The organism is Candidatus Epulonipiscium viviparus (genome assembly GCF_000171335.1).
Classification (GTDB): Bacteria; Bacillota; Clostridia; order Lachnospirales; family Cellulosilyticaceae; genus Epulonipiscioides; species Epulonipiscioides viviparus.
The window spans coordinates 19841-43435 of record NZ_ABEQ01000012.3 but is presented as its reverse complement, the minus strand read 5'-3'; the positions used below and the strand labels follow the sequence as shown (position 1 = coordinate 43435).

18 protein-coding genes and 1 tRNA gene are annotated in these 23595 nt (G+C 37.8%); 10 read left to right on the top strand and 9 right to left on the bottom strand.

Going from position 1 to position 23595, the window contains the following annotated elements; all coding sequences use genetic code 11:
- The 3 genes from EPU_RS03050 to EPU_RS03040 all read left to right on the top strand — a co-directional run.
- Window positions 1-1333: ABC transporter substrate-binding protein (locus EPU_RS03050; RefSeq protein ID WP_029487898.1), on the top strand; the 1333-nt coding region annotated here is incomplete at its 5' end.
- 49 nt (window positions 1334-1382) lie between these two features.
- On the top strand, window positions 1383-1631 hold the full coding sequence (locus tag EPU_RS03045; protein WP_010166644.1) for a hypothetical protein: 249 nt from the start codon (window positions 1383-1385) through the stop codon (window positions 1629-1631).
- A gap of 190 nt (window positions 1632-1821) precedes the next feature.
- Window positions 1822-4689, top strand: coding sequence for a hypothetical protein (locus EPU_RS03040; protein ID WP_010166642.1), 2868 nt, complete (start codon window positions 1822-1824; stop codon window positions 4687-4689).
- Between the two features lie 30 nt (window positions 4690-4719).
- Here EPU_RS03040 and EPU_RS03035 read toward each other — a convergent pair.
- A tRNA-Arg gene (locus EPU_RS03035) sits at window positions 4720-4792 on the bottom strand.
- A gap of 130 nt (window positions 4793-4922) precedes the next feature.
- On the opposite strand from EPU_RS03035, the gene EPU_RS03030 reads away from it, so the two are divergent.
- Window positions 4923-6011: an iron-containing alcohol dehydrogenase family protein gene (locus tag EPU_RS03030; protein ID WP_010166640.1), complete on the top strand. Its 1089-nt coding sequence runs from the start codon at window positions 4923-4925 to the stop codon at window positions 6009-6011.
- A gap of 26 nt (window positions 6012-6037) precedes the next feature.
- On the opposite strand, the gene EPU_RS11355 is transcribed toward EPU_RS03030, so the two are convergent.
- Both EPU_RS11355 and EPU_RS03020 read right to left on the bottom strand, forming a co-directional pair.
- Window positions 6038-6727 (bottom strand): OmpA/MotB family protein, encoded by a 690-nt coding sequence (locus EPU_RS11355; protein ID WP_083792543.1) that lies wholly within the window; start codon window positions 6725-6727, stop codon window positions 6038-6040.
- A gap of 112 nt (window positions 6728-6839) precedes the next feature.
- Window positions 6840-8435 carry a MotA/TolQ/ExbB proton channel family protein gene (locus tag EPU_RS03020; protein ID WP_029487897.1) on the bottom strand — a complete coding sequence of 532 codons (1596 nt, stop codon included), beginning with the start codon at window positions 8433-8435 and terminating at the stop codon, window positions 6840-6842.
- A 232-nt stretch (window positions 8436-8667) separates the two neighbouring features.
- Here EPU_RS03020 and EPU_RS11350 point away from each other — a divergent pair, with 232 nt between their 5' ends.
- Entirely contained in the window at window positions 8668-9618 is a 951-nt protein-coding gene (locus tag EPU_RS11350; RefSeq protein WP_010166634.1) for an AEC family transporter, read from the top strand.
- Between the two features lie 57 nt (window positions 9619-9675).
- Here the strand turns inward: EPU_RS11350 and EPU_RS11345 are convergent, their stop codons facing one another.
- Complete coding sequence (locus EPU_RS11345; protein ID WP_044149358.1) at window positions 9676-11076, bottom strand: sulfatase family protein; 1401 nt, start codon at window positions 11074-11076, stop codon at window positions 9676-9678.
- A gap of 230 nt (window positions 11077-11306) precedes the next feature.
- Between EPU_RS11345 and EPU_RS03005 the strand changes: the two genes are divergently transcribed.
- The 4 genes from EPU_RS03005 (at window position 11307) to EPU_RS02985 (ending at window position 18999) form a co-directional block, all read left to right on the top strand.
- On the top strand, window positions 11307-13982 hold the full coding sequence (locus tag EPU_RS03005) for an MGH1-like glycoside hydrolase domain-containing protein (RefSeq protein ID WP_044149357.1): 2676 nt from the start codon (window positions 11307-11309) through the stop codon (window positions 13980-13982).
- A gap of 12 nt (window positions 13983-13994) precedes the next feature.
- Window positions 13995-15143, top strand: coding sequence for a galactonate dehydratase (gene dgoD / locus EPU_RS03000; RefSeq protein ID WP_010166629.1), 1149 nt, complete (start codon window positions 13995-13997; stop codon window positions 15141-15143).
- Window positions 15144-15471: 328 nt separating this feature from the next.
- Window positions 15472-18105: a valine--tRNA ligase gene (locus EPU_RS02990; protein WP_029487895.1), complete on the top strand. Its 2634-nt coding sequence runs from the start codon at window positions 15472-15474 to the stop codon at window positions 18103-18105.
- 18 nt (window positions 18106-18123) lie between these two features.
- Window positions 18124-18999 (top strand): ribokinase, encoded by an 876-nt coding sequence (locus EPU_RS02985; RefSeq protein WP_010166625.1) that lies wholly within the window; start codon window positions 18124-18126, stop codon window positions 18997-18999.
- A 9-nt stretch (window positions 19000-19008) separates the two neighbouring features.
- On the opposite strand, the gene EPU_RS02980 is transcribed toward EPU_RS02985, so the two are convergent.
- Genes EPU_RS02980 through EPU_RS02970 form a run of 3 tightly spaced genes read right to left on the bottom strand, consistent with a single transcriptional unit; the run spans window position 19009 to window position 21146 of the window.
- Entirely contained in the window at window positions 19009-19683 is a 675-nt protein-coding gene (locus EPU_RS02980; RefSeq protein ID WP_010166621.1) for a 4Fe-4S binding protein, read from the bottom strand.
- An 18-nt stretch (window positions 19684-19701) separates the two neighbouring features.
- Window positions 19702-20412, bottom strand: a complete 711-nt coding sequence (locus tag EPU_RS02975) for an amino acid ABC transporter ATP-binding protein (RefSeq protein WP_010166618.1) — start codon at window positions 20410-20412, stop codon at window positions 19702-19704.
- Window positions 20409-21146 carry an ABC transporter permease subunit gene (locus EPU_RS02970; RefSeq protein WP_010166616.1) on the bottom strand — a complete coding sequence of 246 codons (738 nt, stop codon included), beginning with the start codon at window positions 21144-21146 and terminating at the stop codon, window positions 20409-20411. The genes EPU_RS02975 and EPU_RS02970 overlap by 4 nt, the downstream gene beginning before the upstream one ends.
- Window positions 21147-21250: 104 nt before the next feature.
- Here EPU_RS02970 and EPU_RS02965 point away from each other — a divergent pair, with 104 nt between their 5' ends.
- The gene (locus EPU_RS02965) at window positions 21251-21655 is read left to right on the top strand and encodes a bacteriohemerythrin (protein WP_010166614.1); all 405 of its coding nucleotides are present in this window, start codon (window positions 21251-21253) and stop codon (window positions 21653-21655) included.
- Window positions 21656-21666: 11 nt separating this feature from the next.
- Here the strand turns inward: EPU_RS02965 and EPU_RS12605 are convergent, their stop codons facing one another.
- Together EPU_RS12605 and EPU_RS12600 are read right to left on the bottom strand one after the other, a co-directional pair.
- Complete coding sequence (locus EPU_RS12605; protein ID WP_052296446.1) at window positions 21667-22497, bottom strand: ABC transporter substrate-binding protein; 831 nt, start codon at window positions 22495-22497, stop codon at window positions 21667-21669.
- 130 nt (window positions 22498-22627) lie between these two features.
- On the bottom strand, window positions 22628-23458 hold the full coding sequence (locus tag EPU_RS12600) for an ABC transporter substrate-binding protein (RefSeq protein ID WP_010166610.1): 831 nt from the start codon (window positions 23456-23458) through the stop codon (window positions 22628-22630).
- Window positions 23459-23595: the final 137 nt, after the last annotated feature.

Below are 23595 nucleotides of genomic sequence, written 5' to 3'. Positions count from 1 at the left end.
ATTAGTTGGATGCAGTGGAAACGACTCCACAGAAACTGTTGCACCTACAGAAATTACTGCACCCACATCAGAAGCGAGTGTGCCCGTTCGCGATCTTGGAGGTCTAGTCGTTACAATTGCAAGTTGGGCAGAAGTTAAGGAGCCAGAAGTTAAGGCCAACGCATACGATGAAGCGCTCTGGGAATACCGCAATGAAATGATGGAAAAGCATAACTTTAAATTCGAAGAACTTGCACTCACCAAATGGAACGAAACTTTGGAGCTCTTTTCAACCTCTACCCTAGCTGGCGAACCTGCTGCGGAGATTTTTAGATTTCAATCCAATTATCAAGCATCGGCAATAAATAGTGGTCTTGCATATGATTTAACAAAAGTTGAAAGCATTAATTTAGACGACCCAATATGGCATGAGCAAGTAATCGAAATGTCCACTGTTGGCGATGCCGTATATGGTATTGCAGTAGAATTTGAACCTAAAATGGGTCTATACTTCAACAAAAGATTGTTCGAAGAAGCTGGTCTTGACCCCGATTTATTATATGATCTACAAGCAAGCGGTGAATGGACCTGGGATAAATTATGGGAAATTTCAGAGAARCTCACTCGCGATACAGACAATGATGGTGTAAACGATGTCTATGCACAATCTTTAAATTTATCCAGATTATTCCATATAGCAACTCTGTCCAATAACGGCAGCTACGTTGGTMGAGATGAAGATGGCAAATATTTTATCAATCTTTCATCGCCAGAAACTATGGAAGCCTTCACTTGGGCAGCAGATTATATAGCGCAAGACTTCGATTTGTATCCTGAAAATTGGGCAGGCATCGATCAATTGTTTCTCAATGCTAAAGTTGCTATGCACATAGGCGACGAATGGCAAGCTGCTAATTTCAATCGCGAAATGGAAGACGATTTTGGTTTCGTATGCTTTCCTAAAGGCCCTCGTGCAACAGATTATGTTGTGGGTATGAGCGACGCCACATGGGTTATCCCAAACACATTCAGCCCAGAAGAAGTTGAAGACATTATGTTTGCTCTCGAATTGTGGAACACGCCTCCTCCAGGATACGACGGACCAGATGATTGGATGACCCCGTTCTATCCATCATATAGAGATGAGCGCGCAGTCGAGGAAACCCTTGCGATCATGTTCAACCCTGCAAACGCAAAAATCGATTATCAAAATTTCATTGCAGGCAGCGTAAAAACCGATGGTGTCGCAAGCGATGTGTATTGGAGAAGCAAAACTCCAGCCGAATCTGTAGAATCGATGACTCCTATCTGGCAAGTTGAAATTGACAAATTGAATGCAGCGGGGAACAAGTAAGCACCCTCAGTTGCTATATTTTACAATCTTATAAAAAGAGGAAACCGTTATGAAAAAATCAGTAGCAAGTTTTTTCGCTGCCATGTTGTTAACTGGATGCGTTTCTCCTATTGAAACAGCAGAAAAACAAATCCAGGAAGCCCTCACAAAATTTGAAGCAGATAGCAATGCGATGTTAGAAGAAGCCAAAGAGAGATTTCAAGCTGTTGCCGATGAAGCATCTACGCAAACCGAAATTATCGCAGAKGAACCACTCGAATCAACGGAATATCCCGTGTATCCCATTGAAATGCCTTAAAATAAAGAAGTTTGGTAAAATACATCCAACCGTTATGTATATTATCGTTGCAAATAGTTAATAATCTAGTTGAAAGATAATTACGAATTAATTATTAACAATATATGTTATTTTAAATACAACAGTTATTTCGTAATTATCTTATTATAACTGGGCCAAAAATGCCCTAGCAAAATCATGAGGTAAAATTATGGTTAACAGATTAATTAACTCTCCAAACAATCTAGCAACAGTAGATTATACGCCAATTTTTACAGAAATTACAAATCATTTAAACCAATTAAAAACTAATAAAATCGATAAAAACATAAAATTAACACATATTTCTAATATAAGTGAAATCGTTGCCCGAAAATTGGGCGACAAAAATGTATTGCACAATCTAAGTATAGATGATAGTCTCCAACCGGGATACCTTACACTAAATCATAAAGATTACAACGCATTTGCTACTGCAGTCCAAAAATTATACAAACAAATTGAAGTGCCAACAACCACTCAGTTTACTCCTTTAAAGGCCTTAAAAGATTTTAGTAATCAACAATTTAATTTTGGCTTAAAATACTCTTTTGCGGATCGAACACTTAACAAAAAAGTTATTTCATTTGATCAAAATTCAGCCTTAAGCGAACGATTGAGAGTCGATAGTGTAGAAATTCAAATTAATATCGACGAAGTAGAAAAACATTTTAAAGAAAATTTAACCACCTTATTAAATAGGGAAATCGATGATGCCGACTTACTAATCGATCAAATCAACAAAGTTAATCAAAATAAGGGTGGAGTCTCAGATATTATTGAAATATTAAATGACAAATCTTTGGCACGCATTAATCGAACAATATCCTTTTTATATTTAGACTACTTATTACTAAACTATAAAGGATCTAAGACCGACTCCAAGTATATTTGGACCCAAGCATATATGTCGAGGTTTAAACTACTTGAGGAATATTTGCACAACTTATCTTTTGAAACAGATGATAAGAAAAAAGTTTATATTAATATGCAAGAATACGATTTGTGCGACTTACTTTGTCAGGGCAACGCTTTTGATTCGGTGCCATTTATTGGTAAAGTCGAAGGAATCTTATCTGAAGATAGGTCAAAACGAAGAAAAGTATTTAAAATGGCGCTGAAAATGAAGATGAATGGCGTAGTACAAACTGATGGACGTGGATTTTCATCATTARAATATCATTTAAATGTTATGAAAGATAATCTCCAATCAGGCCACGTAGATAAAGCATTAAAAAAGTTGTTTTTATTTTCGTTCTTGATGGTTAACTTGGAAAATCCAACTTATGATCCTGTACAAAAATGGCTAATCCTTAAACAGMAACTAGAAAATGGACAAATTAATGATATGATAGATCGCTTAAATAGCTATTTTCATGATAAGACTAAAGGYCAAAAGTATATAAAAGCTATCGAAGAAATATTGACTAACTTGTTAAAATACAGGGCAGCGAGTTTACCTCTTCCTCACAAAGTATATCATCGAAATCTTATTTTGTACAAAGGAATTTTGGGAGATATCGAAGGAACAAATTTTTTGCGACCAGTATCCTTTCGTACCGAATATTTACAAAATGTGTCTATATTACCTCCTAGTGATTTAAACGAMGCCACACTGCTCAATATGCCGCTTACCATAATCATTCAAAGCCAAAGCTTATATGAAACAGATCAAGAGGAAACAACAAGATTGCAGTATATAAATGAAAACATGAACGTCTTGCCTATAATATTTTATCCGAATTTTTCGGACTATTCTCAGCGAAAAGATTTATCACGCCTAGAATCTAGTCTCCAAAATATTTATAATATAAAAATTCCATACACAATTAATTCGGCATTTGTTAAAAATAGAATTTACAACATAACTTATATCACTTTAGTTTATTTATGGTTATTGAAATATTTATCTATCATAAAACAACCTCGAAATTTATATATTCCTTTAATGCGGATTCATTATGATAAACAAGATGAAGAATCTGGAAAATGCATACGCAATATTGTAAAGATCTTTGAGCATATGCTAAATAACAAGTATCGTGCGATGTCTCAAGGTTTTAAGTACGACGTTTCCAAAAATAACTTTATGTATAATAATGCAGTTTCATCGATGTATGTGGGGCTTCCCAAAAAGTTTATAATGCAAGGATTGCCTGTTTTAGACAAAATAGCAATTTTGATTATAACAAGCCGAAAAACAGACTATTCATTTAAAAATGATGAAGACTCAAAATCCACAAGCTTCAGTCTAATTTTGGGCGAAGTTATTTTATTTACCAAAGCTGCAGATGGTACTGTAACTTATGATGCGTTTAAAACTTTTGAAGACTATTATAGAGAATATGATTTATTTCAAAAACCAGATGTTCTTACAGATATTATTACTGAATTGTATTACATGGATTACAAAGATATTATTTATGTTTCTAGAGCACCTTATACTAGCACAATTAATATAACATCCAAAATCGAAAATATGTTTTTCATGAATGAATCAGTCATAGAAAATATTATAGGCAACAAAAAAGATTTAACGATATATCCTATGTATTTTGAACAATTTATGGCCACAGATTATTATACTAATCGCACAACAGAAGCGTTATATATAAGTGATACCCAAGAAATTGACAAACATCTAACTAATGACAATAAAGGTGTTGCAGGTATATTAAATTTATATTCCGGAAAATTAGTAGGCAACAAATCTGATAAGGGTACAAGGAGATATAGAAGCGTAATTATTTATTCTGCTTTATGCAATATGTATAGTAATAAACAACTCAATGCTGGAATTTTTGAAGGATTAGTTAAAAATAACCGCTTAAAACAAGGTATCGTTCAAACACTTATTATGCTACATTATGCTAGATACGAATCTAGTGCACAGAACATTACCATTAAAATTAATCCGTATAATAGGCTGATAGGAGATGATGGAGTGGGGGCTAGAAGCATTTTAGAATTTACTGAAAGTCCTAGATTTAATGCATTAGGCTACCTTACTGATATAAAAAAAATTTTGAAAATACGATAAAAGAGAGCTGCCTAAACAACCCCTTCAAAATGCACCTGAGATGATTCGAACATCCGACGCACGGTTTAGGAAACCGACGCTCTATCCCCTGAGCTACAGATGCATAACCGATGTTTATAGCTTATCCGATGTTGGACAACTTGTCAAGCCCGTTTTCACAAAAAATTCATTTTATGGCTAGAATGGTGTTTGAACATGCTGTATAATGAAAAAAAACATCAAAGGAGAATGACATGGAATTTATATTTGAAATGCCTACCAAAGTTGTAGCMGGTGCAAACTGCATTGTTACACACAGCGAACTATTAAGAAGAGGTAAGACCGCATTGATAGTAACAGGAAAATCTTCTGCCAAAAAAAATGGTGCCTATGCAGATGTCGTTGCGGCACTGACCAAAGAAAAAATTACGCATATATTATTTGACCAAGTAGAAGAAAATCCTTCATTAGAAACGCTGGAGCGGGCAAAAAACATGGCTGCCACTGCGGATTTTGTGATAGGAATTGGTGGTGGATCGCCTCTCGATGCCGCAAAGGGTATTGCAATCATGTTGAAACATCCAGACATAGGAGCAGATAATTTGATAGGCGGCGAAAAGTTGGACGCCGTTCCAGTTATTGCTGTTCCAACTACAGCAGGAACGGGTAGTGAAGTTACGCAATACGCTATTTTCACCGATCACAAGCGTAAGACAAAAATTAATTATGGACATAAAGTATTTCCAGAAGTCGCGTTTTTGGATGCTACGTATATGCTAAACATGCCTTTAGGAATTACAAGATACACTGCTCTAGATGCATTAAGTCATTTAGTCGAAAGTTATTTAAATACAAAATCTAATGCAATGAGCGAAGTGTACGTCAGAATGGGCTTAGAATTACTAGCAACATGCTTCAAACCACTGCTATCTGGCAATTTATCCTTAGAAATTCGCCAAAAACTATTGCTGGCCTCTACCTATGGCGGTATAGCAATTGCTCAGACGGGCACATCGTTACCTCACACTTGCGGATACAGCCTGACATACTACGAAAACATGCCCCATGGCGCATCTAACGCTATTTTGTACCGCGCGTATTTGCAATCATTTGAAAATCAGGAACGAGTAAACGATATTTTACAGTGGCTAAATCAAGCGAATATAGATGAGTTGGGTGATATAATCGAGCTATTACTTGCAGAGTATAAAATTCACTGCCTAGAACAAGATCTCAAAAAATATACCGATATCACATTTTCTAATAAAGCGAAATTGACTAATCATCCAGAAAACGCAACTTGGGATATGATTTTTGAGATATATAAGAAAAGTGTACTATAAAAAATGGAGGGCATCAAATCCCTCCACTACCAGTTCGTTACTATTTTAAATTCAACGCGACGCGATTTTATGTGATCTTCTAATCCCGTTTTGGGGTCAATTATTGGACGGCTAGACGAAAGTCCGTTGGCAGTCATGTTTGCTATTAACCAATCTCTATATGGAGCAGAAGAGGGAAGATTTATCACATATTCTAGCACCTCTCGAGTTCTATCTTGCGAAAGCTCCATATTGTTAAAATATGCCTTGTTTACGTCAATCTGATTGCCCCACTCAGTAGAGGTGTGTCCCTCTATGCGGATTTCTTTGATAACTTCTTTATAATTGTTATAGATCAAATCTAAATATATTGGAAAAAACTTATCCAATATACTTTTAAACGTATCGTTTAGAGCTGCTTGTCCGGTTTCAAATAACACTTCTGGAGAATCAAAYCTAATGGTGCTTCCCGAAGTTATCTCCATATTTAACATCTCCAATTGGTCCCCAAATGCACGCATCAAATCGTCATTAATCTCAGATTTTACCAGYTCATATGATGCTATTACTTTGCTTTGCTCATCTGTTGATTGGTCGTTTATCCGAGCCATAAAGCCAATCGATATCAAAATAAATATTATCATCAATCCTGCCATCAAATCATGTATTGMCGAATCAAATAACACTGTATCTGCGGTATCCGCGGTCACATCATCTGTTGAGCGTAATATTGCCATAAACTTTACCTCCCTCCACAACTTTCATTATGTTCTCTTGCCTCTACGACTTATTAGAARCCTCCAAAATYTCATCGGCAACAGCGAGCGCTTTCATTATGTTTTCTTACCTTTACGACTTATTAGAAACYTCCARATACTCTTGAGCGTCTTCGATTATTGAATAATTAACAACTCCATCTAGCGGATATTCATTATTCTCATCTCCCGTKTCAGACTCATCCACAATCTTTAACATTCCATTTTTTAACTTATACACAAAACCATCGAGACACTCTTTAATTTCCGCATCAATACGATCAAATTTTTTAGATATGYCCTCATTCGTAGAATCCATAGCTTGTTTAATCTGAGTGTTTTGCGTATTAATTTGCTTGGTTTTCTTTGATAGATTTTTGTAAATTTCATCGCTCCAATCATTTACCGCTTCTCCCAGTTCTTTAATCATATATTTCTGATGCTCTATCATAGAGTCTTTTAGCACTTGTATTGATTTAATACCTTGTTGAATTAAATCTTCGCTAGCCTCTTGAGTACAATTGCTCATAAATGATAAAGCTTTTTTATGGGTATCCGTATTTTCTTTTAACATTTTTTTCAGCTGACCTTTTACGTTCTGCGACATGCTTTCCATAGTTTTTAGTACATTAGAAAAACTTTTTATTAACGTTTCTGCTTGGTCCACTACCACACCTGCAGCATCATGCGTCATTTGTGAAACTTTTCCTAATTCATTTGTCATACGTTCATTCATTGTATCAATTATCGCGCTGTTTTTAAACAGCACATTTTCCATGGCTTTAATGGCGTAAAACGAAGTGTCTATAGTTTGAAACAACTCATTCGCCTGTTTCAGACTACCCATCAACGTATCTTTATATTCATTTTGCCAATCCTTCACTCTATTTACTGCAAGACTAAAAGACTCAAAGTCTTCTTTAAACTGTCCATTGATTTTTATATTAAAGTCCTTTACAACTTTTTTTAACGATACCGTCGCTATTTTTGTAGCTTTATATACAGTAGCTGAATTATTCTCAACGCTTTTTTCTACAGACTCTAGTCGCTCATCTACCGTTGTAACCRCATCGGAGATTTTCTGTACTTGAGGTTTCAATATAGTGGACACTTCTGCCGCTGTATCATTAACCATTTTATCACTATACTCGCGTATGCCCTCAGATATCATATTTAATAGTTCCTTGTGATTCACCTCGCGCATGTCCTTAATCATCGTTCTTAATAAGTCATTGGTATCATTATTGCTTCTTACAGCCTCAGAAGATAAATCTATTTGCCTATCTAAATGTCGTTCCATTCTTACAAACAAATCCATTAATTGATAATTTTCATTTTCTTTACCTTCTGCGACTTTTAGCTCATTGCGCCCCGTTAAAATTCCACATACTAATCTTACTACAAGGTTTGCGTACATTCCTACTATAGACGTTACAAATGCCATTCTCATTCCAGAAATCAGTGCTGGTAAGCTATCCATTACATTTTTAGTTCCAGGGTTAAAGTTCTGCAATCCTTGAAATATCCCCACAAATGTTCCTATAATTCCTATATAGCTCATCAGGTTTCCCAGCATTAACGCAGTGTTTTTATACCGCCTCATTATCAACAAACTAGAACCCATCAACAACATTACAATAAGCCAGATAAACATCCAATCCTTCAAACACATTAAAAAATGAACCATCATATACTATCCTCTTTCTTTTTTATATTATACCTCTATCATTTTAGAGTATTTTAGTTATCATTCCATAAATTACTAATTAATATACATAATTTACAAAAAAATTTCCAAAAGTATGCCAAAATTATAAAGAGTCGCAATACGCTTCGACTTAAACTAGCCACATACAGCCAAGTTGATATATAATATAATCGTAGCCCATATCGAGGCCGCAAAAATCTAAGGAGGTAATTTTATGTTAACAAATTTTATAGTTAGTTTGAATGCTATTGCGCCGCTATTTATTCTAATAGCAATAGGATACATATTAAAACGAATAGGCAAGGTGGATGAGGCATTTGTCAAACAGGCAAACTATATTGTGTTTAAGGTGAGCCTACCMATGACGCTATTCGATACCGTATATGCTGTAGATATCGAGGGCTTTTTCGATCCGCATCTAATTGCTTATGCCACAATAGCTCTCATTGCCGTTGCTGCAGTAATGTTTTTTGTTACGCCAAAATTTATCGCTGAGCCCACAACTGCAGCCTCATTTGCTCAGAGCAGCTTTCGAGGCAACTTTGTCTTGCTAGGMAGCGTATTGTCTTTGCAGTTATTTGGACCCGCGGGTTCGCTACCCACCATCTCATTGATTCCTGTGGTCGTTCCCGTCATAATGGTACTTAGCATTATCGTATTGCGAGTRTTAAGCCAAGATCCGGAGGCAGAGAAAGTTAATATCGCAAAGGTGACCATCGAAATCGTAACCAATCCTGTTATCGTTGGCATATTGGCCGCTATTTTATGTAAAACTTTAGATGTTACGCTCCCGGCAATGGCAACYACCAGCATAAACTACTTGGGAACGCTTGCTACACCTCTCGCACTCATCGCATTGGGCGTCCAACTGCAATTCAAAGGCATCGAAAAATTTGGCCTCGTCCTCGCTTGTACTGCAATTAAGTTGATCGCGGTTCCTCTACTCGTTCTAACTCCTGCATACTTCATCGGYTTTACGTCATACGAAATGGGTGCGTTGTTCATTCTGTTTAGTGCCCCAGCTGGGATTTCAAATTACGCATTGGCCTACAGTATGAAATGCGATTATGAATTTACGGGACACATGGTTGTGGTCTCTACGCTGAGCTCCTTAGTAACAATGATTGCTGGTATTATGATATTTAAAACGCTAGGAGTTTTTTAGTCAAATAGGTAAAAAAAGTACTGCAACAGATGAGTCTATTGCAGTAGYGTTCACAATTTATTCCATTTTATGCCATATCGTGTCGTGAGACTTGAATTTAAACTTTGGCTCATAGTTCGCAACGCCGTAGTCTTCMCCCAAATGACTCCTCTCAAAACTTTGCGCCATTTCCCAGAGYTCTGCTTTATATTTTTCGAAGATATCCGCATGYGTTTCTGCTATATTAAATTCTTCACGTTTATCTGCAAAAGTATTAAACATCATGTTCTCCGGATGCTCMTCGTTAAAGTTACACAATATTTTATAGTCATCGTTRATCAACCCGAACGTTGGCGAGCCGGCCATCTTTGCTTTACTATGCCCAGCTAATCTTATTGGGATAGGCTTAAGTCTCTTCGATTCKGCACCTACAAAGTGCTCCAACAAATTGGCACCGTCGATCGGTCTACTATCTGGCATCTCTATCGCATTGTGCGCAAAAAACGTTGGCAAAAAATCGAGCGTGCTTGCCAAAAATGAGTATGTACTTCCCGCCTCTACATATGCTGGCCACTTTATACAAGCCGGTACGTTGATTCCGCCATTAAATAAGCTGCGCTTTCTACCTCTAAGCCCTGCAGTTGTGCCCACGCCATCGCCGCCATCTTTCACACTTTCACCCTCTGGCCCATTGTCACTACAAAACCATATACACGTRTTTTCTTCTAGTCCTAGCGCTTTAATCTTTGCATTTAATCTGCCCACTTGCTCGTCCATTGCGGTAATASACCCAAAGTAGTGYTGCATTAACGGCGGATACTGCGCATATAGCGAACGATGCTCCGGAGATGCCACCACCGGCTTATGCGGAGCATGAAACCATATTATTGCAAAAAACGGGGTATCTGCTGCGGCATTTTTCTCGATAAACGGAATTGCTCTGTCCATAATAATTTTTGAATCATCGCCCTCCAAGTTTTCTGTCGCATACTCATCTTCTGCAGTCCAATACTTGCTAACAAACGGCTGATTCTCCATAGGATTATAGAGCGGCACCGCAACCTCTGTCGAAAAGCATTCATCGATATGATGYTCCCATGGCGGGCTATATGMCTTTAGATTTTTGGCTCCGCCACGTCGACCATCTGGAATGGTTTTTGAAAGTGTCCCCAAATGCCATTTACCAAAGTGTCCCGTTGCGTATCCCTGAGCTTTAAGCATTTGCGCTATCGTAATCTCCTCTTTAGGCAACGCACCTTCATTGGCAGATGTCACCGTATACCGATAGTGATGCCTTCCTGTCAAACAAGTGCCGCGCGTTGGTGAACATACAGGCGCTCCCGAATAAAAATTTTTGAATACCGCACCTTCCTTTGCCAATCTATCTAAATAGGGGGTGTGAATTATTTTGTTGCCATTAAACGAGACGTCACCATAACCCAAATCGTCGCACATTACCAAAATGTAGTTTTGCTTCATAATTATATTCCTTTCTTATTACCAATATATTAATCTGTATGTATCTAAGATTATCCAAAATTATACATTAAATCAGATGAAAATTCAAGAGTTTTGCCGTTTCATGTGCATCTTCCGCATGGAAAACTACTGCGGGCGAGTATAGAAAATCTTACCAAATATAGGCCTCCCTTGACTTTAAGGAAATTTTTCTATATGTTGTATATAATATAGATTGACAAGGAGGAATTATGGAAAGTTTATTGCCAGTATGGGGTCCATATTCAAAAAAGTATATGGGCGTATCAAATGTACTAACAGATACAAGAGGAATACGGTTTGATACTGTAGTCCATCCGACTATAGTAAATAGTGGAATACCAGTTCCAAATGTAACATTTCCTTGTGGGTATCATCCGTGGGAAGCCACAGAAGACTTGAGCTATTATAGTTATAGATACGATTTGGTGTGGAAGGACGAGGTTTTTGCTGATGTATCATTTTCGAAATTGGATAAGGAAACGATTTTGATTAGGACAGAATTTGTAAACAACAGCAAGCTCCCCGTAAATTGCATGTTAAATTATTTTCATGCTATTGAGTATCCATTTAAAAATTTTTGTGAACTGAATATATCAGATTCGTCATATTTTGTGCACAGCTTGGATTATGAATATTTTGAACAAGCAACCAAGAGGCCCTGGGACAACCTTCAACCAGATGGCAAACGCAAGGGTGAGTTYTTAGACCAACGCTTTGTGGGGTATAGAGGTTTGGGAGATAGGGTGGCTAGGCAAACTTTGCCATTTAAAAAATTCGGAGAAGAAGTTGGAGATATGGTTGGCTATGCAGTAGAAACCAAAAACGATATCGACGAGGCTTATGTGGTCTTCGGATATCGAACCGTATCGAGCGCAGAAGCGATTTTTGAATTAAAAGTCGCCGAAGCATTCTCCAAAACTATAACATTTCCGGCAACGGCAGAGTTAGGCACTGTTGCAATAAATGTTGGAGCAATCGCAAAGGGGCATATTGCAATAGATCTCTCTGCAGAAGCTGCGGGCGGCATCGAATTTAACTTTCTGGTGCTAACAGCAGAGCCCGAAACCGTTATGCTTAGCAAGGGTTCCTATAATTTTAARCCAAACACAGTTGTAGATGACGGCGGGCAATTTAGATATATGTATCCTGGCATTAATACACTGTTTTACTTTCAAGCATTTTCCAAAAACGTTAGACACAGAACTTTGGACACAGGATGCCTCGAAGATGCGACCATCAGCCGTTTATCCAATTCAGATTATTCCTTCGATAATGTGTTGGTCACATTTACAGGCTCTTTTAATAGGAAGAGAAGCGATCCCGGTTTTTATGAAAACGCACTTGTCCATTCGATCTTTATASCAGAAAACAAAAGCCACATCGAGTATGCTATCATTAGCAACAAAAAAATTCTCACCCTTTCCACCTCGGAYCTCGAAAAAGCATATTTGCAAGTACGCGGTAATTATCAGGAACTCAACTATAAAAAAGAGGGGGCGCGATACGCTCTAAGCAATGAAATATTAAAAGCAACCCTGCTAACAAATATTGTTTATCCTATCTACAAAAATGGTAGATATATCAAGCACTTTACGCCTGGAAAACGTTGGGATTCTTTGTATACTTGGGATTCCGGCTTTATTGGCTTAGGGCTTTTGGAGTTCAACCCAAAGCTTGCAGAATATGTGCTAGATATGTATTTGAGCAATGTACCAGACTATGCCTTTTTGATGCATGGCTCACCGGTTCCRGTACAAATTTACTTGTTGCTAGAACTAATTCAGCGCACTCAAAATTTTGACGGTTACACCAAATATTATTCTGATGCAAAGAGATTTTATGAATTTTTGGCCGGAAAAGCAGAAGGCTCRACAACAAATAAATTTAAAAGCGGGCTACTATCTACCTTTGACTATTTTTACAATGCAAGCGGAATGGATGATCTGCCGGCACAGGTATTTACGCATCAGCATAAGCTATCCGAGCGAATGGCTGCAGTCGTTTCTACATCTCAAGTTATACGAAGCGCCAAAATTTTGAAGATGATTGCAACCAAAATGCATTTAGACGATGATGTCGCTGCATATGATGAGGACATCGCTAACTTTACCCAAGCGCTACAAAAGTATAGCTGGGATGCGAAGACTGGATATTTCAGTTACGTCTACCATGATAAAGAAGGAAAGCCGCTGGGATTTTTGCAAACCGAAGCTAACGAAAACCTCAACAAAAGCGTGGACGGGATATACCCCATCATTGCAGGTGCGTGTACTCCTTCGCAACAAGATATTATCCTCAAGCGATTAAAGTCTCCAAAGCATTTGCTATCGCCGGTTGGAATTAGCTCGGTGGATTTATCTGCAACGTATTTTAACCCCAACGGATATTGGAACGGCGGAGTTTGGTTTCCGCATCAATGGTTTATTTTTAAGACGATGCTAGACATCGGAGATATAGACTTTGCGCTTCAAATCGCAACCTGTGCACTAGAAGCCTGGAAAAGRGAGGTTGACGATTCATACTATACCTTCGAAGAACTTAATATCGCAACAGGTCGCGGCGGGTGGTTTCATCACTTCGCTGGGCTATCCACTCCAATCAATATCTGGGCAAACGCCTACTACAAGCCAGGCACTGTAACTGCTGGATTTGAAACCTGGATCGACAAAGCGGAGTTTAACTCAGACTTTAGCAAATGCACAATAGCAGTCACCAAGGTGAATCCAACAACCAACAGTAGCTTGATTATTTGTATGGCAGAGGATATTAAGAGGGCATCAGTAAAATGTTCGATCAAAAAGATTGCATTTATACAACGAATTCGTGGTACGTTTGAATTTACGATACCCAAAGGCACAACAAAATTAATGATTCAAATAGATTAGACGGAGGTTGCCATGAAAATTATAAATTTAGAAGTGTTTTATATTAAACCTAGGTGGATGCTAGTAAAAATTTCTACAGACGAAGGAATTGTTGGCTGGGGTGAGCCCACATTAGAAGGACGAGCTACAGTTGTTGGCGAAGCCATTCGAGTTTTCAAGGAGTATTTGCTAGGYGAAGATCCTATGAACATTGAGCATCTCTATAACGTTATGTATAGACGCGGCTTTTATCGSGGAGGTGCCGTGATATGCAGCGCCATTAGCGGAATCGAGCAAGCGCTCTGGGATATTAAGGGAAAGTTTTTGGGAGTGCCTGTATGGCAATTATTGGGTGGCAGATGTCGCGATAAAATCAGGATGTACGCTCACCTTCTGCCAAATATAGATCATCCTCAAAAAGATCAGATTGATCAGTGGGTCGCTCGACGCAAAGAGCAGGGTTTTAAATCTGTAAAGATGGGAATGTTTGTGCCTGTACGACATATCGATTCTATGAAAATGGTGAAAGATTACATTCGAACATTCTCGTACGTTCGTGAAGTTGCCGGAGATGATCTAGACATCGCGATCGACTTCCACGGCAGAATTTCTCCTGCTATGGCGCCAGTGTTATGCCGAGAACTCGAGCCGTTTCATCCTATGTTTATAGAAGAGCCAGTGCTTCCAGAAAATGTAGATGCGCTAGTTAAAGTTGCGGATAAGACAACAATTCCCATTGCTGCGGGAGAAAGAATTTTTACCACATTTGGATTTAGAGAGTTAATTGAAAAACAAGCGATAAATATTGTACAACCCGATCTATGTCATTGTGGCGGAATCCTTCAGACATTTAAAATTGCTGCGATGGCCGCGAATTACTATATAAATGTAGCACCGCATAATCCGTTGGGCCCTGTGGCATTAGCAGCCAGTTTGCAAATCGATACATGTATAGAAAATTTTACAGCGCAGGAGCACCCAACSTTGCCTGATAAATTGGATCTGGGAGTCGGACTATTTAAGGAGCCGTTTGAAATTAACGATGGATATATCGATGTTCCAACAAGACCTGGCCTGGGATTTGAAATCGATGAGCACCTGCTCCAAAACCATATTTATGACGGCAATTGGCGAAATCCAACCGTATGTTCACAAGATGATAATTCTTTGGGCGAATGGTAAGGCATTGACAAAACTGCAACTTTGAACTAGAATAAATTGTATTTTACACATTATGACGAGGGGGAGGCGAATTACTATCGAACCAATAGGATTTTTGTTGTTCATAATAGGTCTGATGCTACTTTGCTGCGCTAAGCGAATTGTTATAGGCAAAGTTAAAATTGATGATAAAGATAGATCTGACTTTTTATTATTGGTTAGTGGAGCAATTTTGTCAGTTCGACTATCAGGATTTGTTATGGTGGCGATTGGATTTTTGTTCTTGCTTATATAAAATACTGGTACGGGTTATTCTCGTACCTAAGATAAATTTAGAAGGGAAATTATTATGCTAGAAAAAACGTATGACCCCTCTTTAGTAGAGGAAAGACTTTATAAAAAATGGGAGAATCTGGGATATTTTCATCAAGAAGTAGATAAATCGAAAAAGCCGTTTACAATTATGATGCCTCCACCAAATATTACAGGGCAGCTGCATATGGGCCATGCTCTAGATAACACTTTGCAAGACATTTTGACCAGATATAAGCGAATGCARGGATATAATACGCTCTGGATGCCCGGAACTGACCATGCTAGTATTGCCACAGAAGTTAAAATCGTAAACAAACTCAAAGAAGAAGGCATCGACAAAAACGACCTCGGCCGCGATGAATTTCTAAAACGTGCTTGGCAATGGAAAGATGAATACGGCGGGCTGATCACGCAGCAGCTGCGAAAGCTGGGCTCTTCTTGTGATTGGGATAGAGAACGCTTTACAATGGATGCTGGGCTTTCTGCTGCRGTAGAGGCAGTGTTTATCAAATTATACGAAAAAGGCTACATCTATAAAGGCTCTCGAATCATAAACTGGTGCCCGGTATGCAAGACGAGTATTTCTGATGCGGAGGTTATTCACGAAGAAAGAGAGGGCAATTTCTATCACCTCAACTATAAAATCGTGGGCTCTGATGAAGTAATACGCTTCGCCACCACCAGACCCGAAACTTTGTTAGGCGATACAGCAATTGCCGTTAATCCAAATGACAAACGCTATGCGCATCTGGTTGGAAAAACCGTTTTGGTACCRTTTGTAAATCGTGAAATTCCAGTAATAGCCGACGAATACGTAGATATGGAGTTTGGAACTGGAGTTGTTAAGATCACTCCGTATCATGACCCTAATGACTTCGAAGTAGGTCAGCGCCATGGCTTAGCAGAAATATGCGTTATAAACGATGACGGGACTATGAACGAAAATGCTGCTCAGTTTGCAGGAATGACATTGGCTCAGGCACGCACAGCAATACTCGATGCGCTACAGAAAATAGGGCAGCTAGACAAAATCGAACCACATGTTCATAACGTAGGCATCCACGACAGATGCAATTGCGTAATCGAACCCATGATAAAAGAGCAATGGTTTGTAAAAATGAAAGCCATGGCAGAGCCYGCAATAGAGGCGCTAAAATCTGGAGAGCTCAATTTTGTTCCCGAGAGATTTGGCAAGACATATTTGCGATGGCTAGAAAATATTCGCGACTGGTGYATCTCCAGACAATTATGGTGGGGACATAGAATCCCGGCTTACTATTGCCAAAAATGTGGCGAGGTTATTGTCTCTAGCACAAAGCCTAGCCAATGCAAATGTGGACACACCGAATTTGTACAAGATAAAGACACGCTCGACACCTGGTTTAGCTCTGCATTATGGCCATTTTCAACTTTAGGCTGGCCCGAAACAACTGCAGAACTTGCGCATTTCTATCCTACAAGCGTGTTGGTTACTGGATACGATATAATATTCTTCTGGGTAGTTAGAATGGTATTTTCTGGAATAGAACAAATGGGAGAAGTTCCGTTTAAAGACGTATTAATCCATGGGTTAATTCGTGATAGCGAAGGTCGCAAAATGAGCAAATCTCTTGGCAATGGAATTGATCCGCTAGATGTAATTAAACAATACGGCGCCGATGCATTAAGGCTAACGTTAGTAACAGGAAACGCACCTGGAAACGATATGAGATTCTACTTTGAGAGAGTGGAAGGCAACAGAAATTTCTTAAACAAACTTTGGAATGCTACAAGATTTATTCTCATGAATTGCGAAAATGAAGATATCGATCTCTGTACTATGCCCAAAAATCTTACTACCACAGACAAATGGATTTTATCCAAAGCAAATAATTTAACCACAATTGTGACCGAAAATTTGGATAAATACGAATTGGGAATGGCAGTTGGCAAAGTTTATGATTTTGCTTGGGAAGAGTTTTGCGATTGGTATATAGAAATGGTTAAACCGAGGCTATACGACAACGATGATCTCACAAGACCCGCAGCTTTGTATACGCTTAAAACTGTAATGATCGATATTCTCAAAATGTTGCACCCATTTATACCATTTGTAACAGAAGAAATATTTATGGGGCTTCAAAATACTGAGAATAGTATAATGATCTCTTCTTGGCCTACCTTTATTGCCAACCGTAGCTTTGTCGACGAAGAAAATGAAATCGAAACTATCAAGAATGCTGTTAGACAGGTGAGAAATTTACGTACAGAAATGAACGTTCCTCCGTCTAAAAAGGCAAAAATATATGTAGTTTCCGATGATGAGGCAGTTAGATCTATATTTACCAACGGAGCTATCGTGTTTAAAACATTGGCATTTGCCGCAGAAGTACTAGTAAAAGCGGACACTGCAAGTATCGAAAAAGATGCTGTTTCTGTGATAGTGCTTGGAGCGACGATATATATTCCGCTTAGCGAATTGGTAGATATAAGAAAAGAAATCGAGCGGCTAACTAAAGAGCAATATAAATATGAAAGCGAAATCGCTCGTGTTGATAAGAAGCTTGGCAATGCCGGATTTATCAAGAAGGCACCCCCATCTCTTATAGAAGAGGAGAAGCTAAAAAAAGCCAAATATAAGCAATTGCTAGTAGAAGTTAGCGCTAGAATTGCCAAACTTGATATATAGAATAGAAAGGAAAAAGCGATGGCACGAATTTTAAATTTTGGTTCTCTTAATATTGATTATGTTTATTCTGTAGATGACTTTACTAAACCCGGAGAAACGATTAACTCAACTCAATTGGAAATATTTTGCGGTGGCAAAGGTTTGAATCAGTCTATTGCATTAAGTCGCGCAGGTGCCGATGTCTATCATGCGGGAATAATAGGTGCAAAGGGCGCTATGCTACTAGATGCATTGACTGCAGCAAATGTAAACGTAGATTTAATTTCACAACTTAATATTCCAGACGGACATGCTATAATTCAGCTTAATAAACAAGGTGAAAATTGTATAGTTGTACACGCAGGATCCAATAAATGTATTTCAAATTATAAAGTTGAAGATGTATTTCAGCATTTTGGACTCGGCGATATTTTGGTAATTCAAAATGAAATCAACAATCTTGCTTATATAATGCAATTGGCGCATCAGAAGAAAATGAAAATTGTATTTAATCCTTCACCTATTGATGATTCGATATGTCAGTTACCTCTTAAATATGTAGATTACTTGATTTTAAATCAACTAGAAGCGATGAAGATATTATCCACCGAAGACGATTCAAATTTATTAAATAGACTATCAAACATGTTACCAAATGCACATATCGTATTAACATTAGGTGCCCAGGGATCTAAATACAAATACCAGAATACTGAATATGAACAAGATATATTTGCAGTAGACGTTGTTGATACAACTGCCGCTGGAGATACATTTTTAGGATATTTTGTAGCATCTATAGCGAGAGAGGACAGTGCGCAAGCTGCTCTTGAAATTGCTGCCAAAGCCGCGTCAATTGCTATTACAACAAAAGGCGCTGCCCAATCCATCCCAACTCTAGATGCCATCTTCTAATATCAATCTTTAACAGCCTTTGTGAGTAATGGCGTTTGCTGGACATACCAAAAAGCAACTGCCACACTCATCGCAACGGCTGCCATCGATTTTATATTGTCTCTCATCTTGGTATATGGCATCGAAGCTACATTCTCTTTTACATTTGCCGCAGCTGATGCAACCGCTACCGATGCTCAGTCCTGCTTCTATAACATCGAATCCATTGTACGCAAATCGTGTTCTTAACACTTTATGATCCATTACAACTTTTTCAAAATCATAGTTGAAGATTTCTCCTCTAAATTTCATAATACAAAAGTTTACCATTGTCGGATATTTTTCGTGATCCGCGACACTAAACTCAAACATTTTGTTCTGCTGCGCTTTTACTTTTATCGCTTCTGCACTTACTTCTATTACATCGCCTGTCAATCTAGCAAAATACCCTGGATCAAATACTGGCGAACCGTCTTCTAACTCTTCAACTTTACTCTGTGCCGCAAGCCCGCAAATCGATAATTTTCCTGTGGCTTTTAATTGTTTATAAAATGGCTTTGTATACATCGTCATAAAATAGATTCCTTGCTCATCGTATCCTCTAAGATGCGCAATTCTTGTTTCTGGATAGCCGTCTTCGTCCACCGTTGCAAATGTTAGACACCCTATCTTGTCAAATTTTTCATATATCTCTTGCAATCTCATAATCCATTCTCCTTATTATCAGTATATTTTCAGAAACTCCCTCAATTCTAGCGTAGTCGGCGCATCCAAACAAGCCCTGTGCCCTTGCTCAATTATTTTTCCATTTTTTAGAAATATAAAGTAATCTGCAAAGTCTTTAAGAAACTCCATTTCATGCGTTACAAATATAAAATGACGTCCATCTTTCTTGAGTTCTGTAATGGCCTTTAACACTTCGTTGGTCATAAGCGGATCTAGCGCCGCTGTMGGCTCATCCAAAAATATAAGTGAAGGATTTGTTGATAACGCTCTCGCTATCGATGCTCTTTGTGCTTGCCCACCAGAAATTTCGCTAGGTTTTTTTTTGGCTTCATTAGTGATTTTCAATTGCTTTAATAACGATGCAATCTTAACATCTGCACTCTTCTTATCCATCTTCTGAATCTTATGAAGTATAAGCGCAATATTATCATGGACCGACAAATGCGGAAACAGATTATGCTTCTGAAAGACCACTCCTATTTTTTGTTGAAACTCCATTTTCTGGCTAATAGGCGATACGTTGTTGATCATTATACTACCTTTTTCTGGCTCTTCAATTCCGCTCAATAGTCGCAGTAATGTGGATTTGCCGCAACCAGATTCTCCAATTATTCCTATCGAGTTTATTTCAGAAATATCTAGATTTATATCATCAAGTATAGTATTTACACCATAAACCTTTGTTAAGTTATTAATCTTTATGTTCATTGCGACACCTTCCTTGCTATAATTTTTGCAATCAGTGATAGCGGTATCGTCACTATTAGATACAGCAGCCACATAACATAGTACCCTTCAATAAACGCATAGTTTCTGCTTGATATTACTGTCGTCATATATGTAATCTCTGGAATAGAAATAATATTAAGCAATGCCGAACCTTTTATTACACTAGACAAATTGTTAATTAATGACGGTATAAACGGACGAATCATTTGCGGAATAATTACATATCGATATCTATCGTACCACTTAAAATTATATAAATCCATCACAATATATTGCTCATCTGTCACCACCGCCGCCGTGCTTTCATATGCATTAGCCACATACGGGCTGTTATACAGTATCATTGCAATTACACCCAATAGCAGTTTGTTGTCACTACCTACCAATTGCCCAAACGGATACACCACCAAAAATATCATCACCAGCAATGGGGTTCCCATTATTATCTCGCTAAAAACTTCTGCTATTGCTTTTACATACGTAATTTTTGATCGCATCATAGCAAATAACACAAAGCCCAATATAAGAGCTCCAGCCAACGTAACAAGACTCAATAAAATTGTATTAAAAAACGCTTCTGTCAACAATTTGTGGTTGGTTAAAATCAATTCATATTTCGGATTGGCAATCGTAAACCTTATTGCCAAAAATATTATAGTTACAAAAGAGAGTATCACCACTCCATATTGCAATCGTATTTTTTTTTTATTCATATATTCTCCTATCTATTTATCAATCTATAAAATAATCTTGACATTTTTAATTCAGTGCTATAAAATTAACTAGATTTTAAACTTTGAAAAGGGGTTGAAAAACTATGGTTAATTGGTCAGAAAGTTATAACGTTGACATTATTGCAATAGATAATCAACATAAGATACTATTTGATATTGCTCGCGATTCTGCAGCATTACTAAATCAAACTATGGACGATAAACATGATCAAATTCTTACAGTATTAACTAAGTTAAAAAATTATACATTATTTCACTTTCAAACCGAAGAAAAATTAATGATACAAGCTAACTATCCTAAACTGCTTTCTCACAAAGCTTTGCATGATGAATTTATTGAATCAATCGAAGGTATACTTCACAAATTAGACATCCACCAAGATGATGACGTAATTCGTGAAATTTTAGTATTTTTAATTGATTGGCTCACAAACCATATACTAAAAGTAGATAAATATATGGCCAAAGAAATTACCAAATCACATTAAAATTTATATCCTTATTTTACAGGATTTACAATAAAGTCAAGTCCAAGCTCAGGATTTTTCAGAAACTCAGCAACGATTGGGTCATACTTAGGCGCTAATTGATCGTATAATCCATCTTCTTCGTACATAGATGCAATAAATTTATTTGCAAGATCTAGCATTTCGGTATCTCCCAATCGTACCGCAAAGTTTGAAGCATCTTGATTTTTGATGCCCGAATAGACAACTGTATTTTCTGGATCTGCAGCTTGGAATGAGAACACCTCGTTAGACGCAATCAAAATATCGCTTTGACCGTTTGATACTTCTATTAACCCTGGTCCAATTTCTGTCACTTCTGTTACCGCGACACCTTTACCTTGAGGGTAATATACTCCTTTCGTTCCTGCCAAACCTATAAACTTTGCCCCTTCTATAGAAAAAAACTCGTCTTCTGGCATATCATTAGTTATCTCATTCTCTTGCGCAAAATCTTTATTCACTAATGCTAGCGTATATGTATATCTATACGGATCGGAAAAATCTGCCTTCTGCGCACGCTCGTCAGTTTTGCCCATRTCTGCAATCAAAATGTCTACGTCTCCTGTTTCTAATGCAGGCAATAGCAAGCCAAAGTCTGTGTTCACTATTTCKACTTCTTTGCCAATAAACTCTCCAAATGCCTCTGCYACATCGATCTCAAACCCAGCAGGATCCCCGTTGTCATCTACATACGAAAATGGTGGAAACTTTAAGTCTACTCCAACTCTTAGGATATCATCAGACTCTTCTACTCCTCCGCATGCTGTTAGCCCAGCAACTAAAATTCCTCCAAATAATATACGTGTTATAAATTTTTTCATATTTATCTCCTTTATATATAATTTTGATTGCTTAATCCAAAATATGTATATCATAATATTATGAATCATATTACTTGTAAAGTAGGCACAAACTATATACTAAGTAACCTAAAAGTAACTTTAAAAAATATTATTCTATTGGATCTACAATAAAACTTAGCCCCAGCTCAGGACTTAGCAAAAATTCAGCAATAATCGGGTCATACTTTGGCGCTAACTGATCGTACAATCCGCCTTCTTCATACATCGATGCAATAAATTCATTTGCCTGATCTAGCAGTTGCTTATCACCTAATCGTACCACGAAACTTGAACCCTCTTGATAGTTAGATCCTGTATAGACAACTCTATTTTCCGGATCTGCAGCTTGAAATGCAAATGCCTCATTCGAAGTTAATAGGACATCACTTTGCCCATTCGATATTTCTATTAAAGCTATTCCAATTTCAGTTACCTCCGTTACATCTGCTCCCATACTTTGTGGATAAGATACGCCCTTTGTACCTGCCAAGCCCACAAACTTTGCGCCCTCTATGGCAAAGATTTCAGACTCTGGTGTAGAATTAGTTATTCCATGCTCTTGTGCAAAGTCTTTATTGATCACGCCTAATCTATATGTATATCTATATGGATCAGAAAAATCTGCCTTCTTTGCGCGCTCCTCGCTTTTGCCCATATCTGCGATCAAAATATCTACATCTCCTGTTTCTAACGCAGGCAATAGTAAGCTAAAATCTGTATTGACGATCTCGACGTCTTTTTCGATAAATTCTCCAAACGCTTCTGCAACATCAATCTCAAACCCTGCAGGATTTCCGTCTGCGTCTAAATAGGAAAATGGTGGAAATTTCAAGTCCACTCCCACTCTTAAGACATTCTCATCTGCAGCCTCTCCCGAACATGCTGTAAACCCAACAATTAAAATTCCTCCTAAAAATATACGTGCAATAATTTTTTTCATACTTATCTCCTCCATATAAAATTATTCGAATATTGACAGATTTAATTCAGTTATATATAATAATCTGGATTTAGTTGCTTGTAAAGTAGGCACAAGCGCTATACTAAGTAACTAAACAGTAACTATTAGGAGGCAAT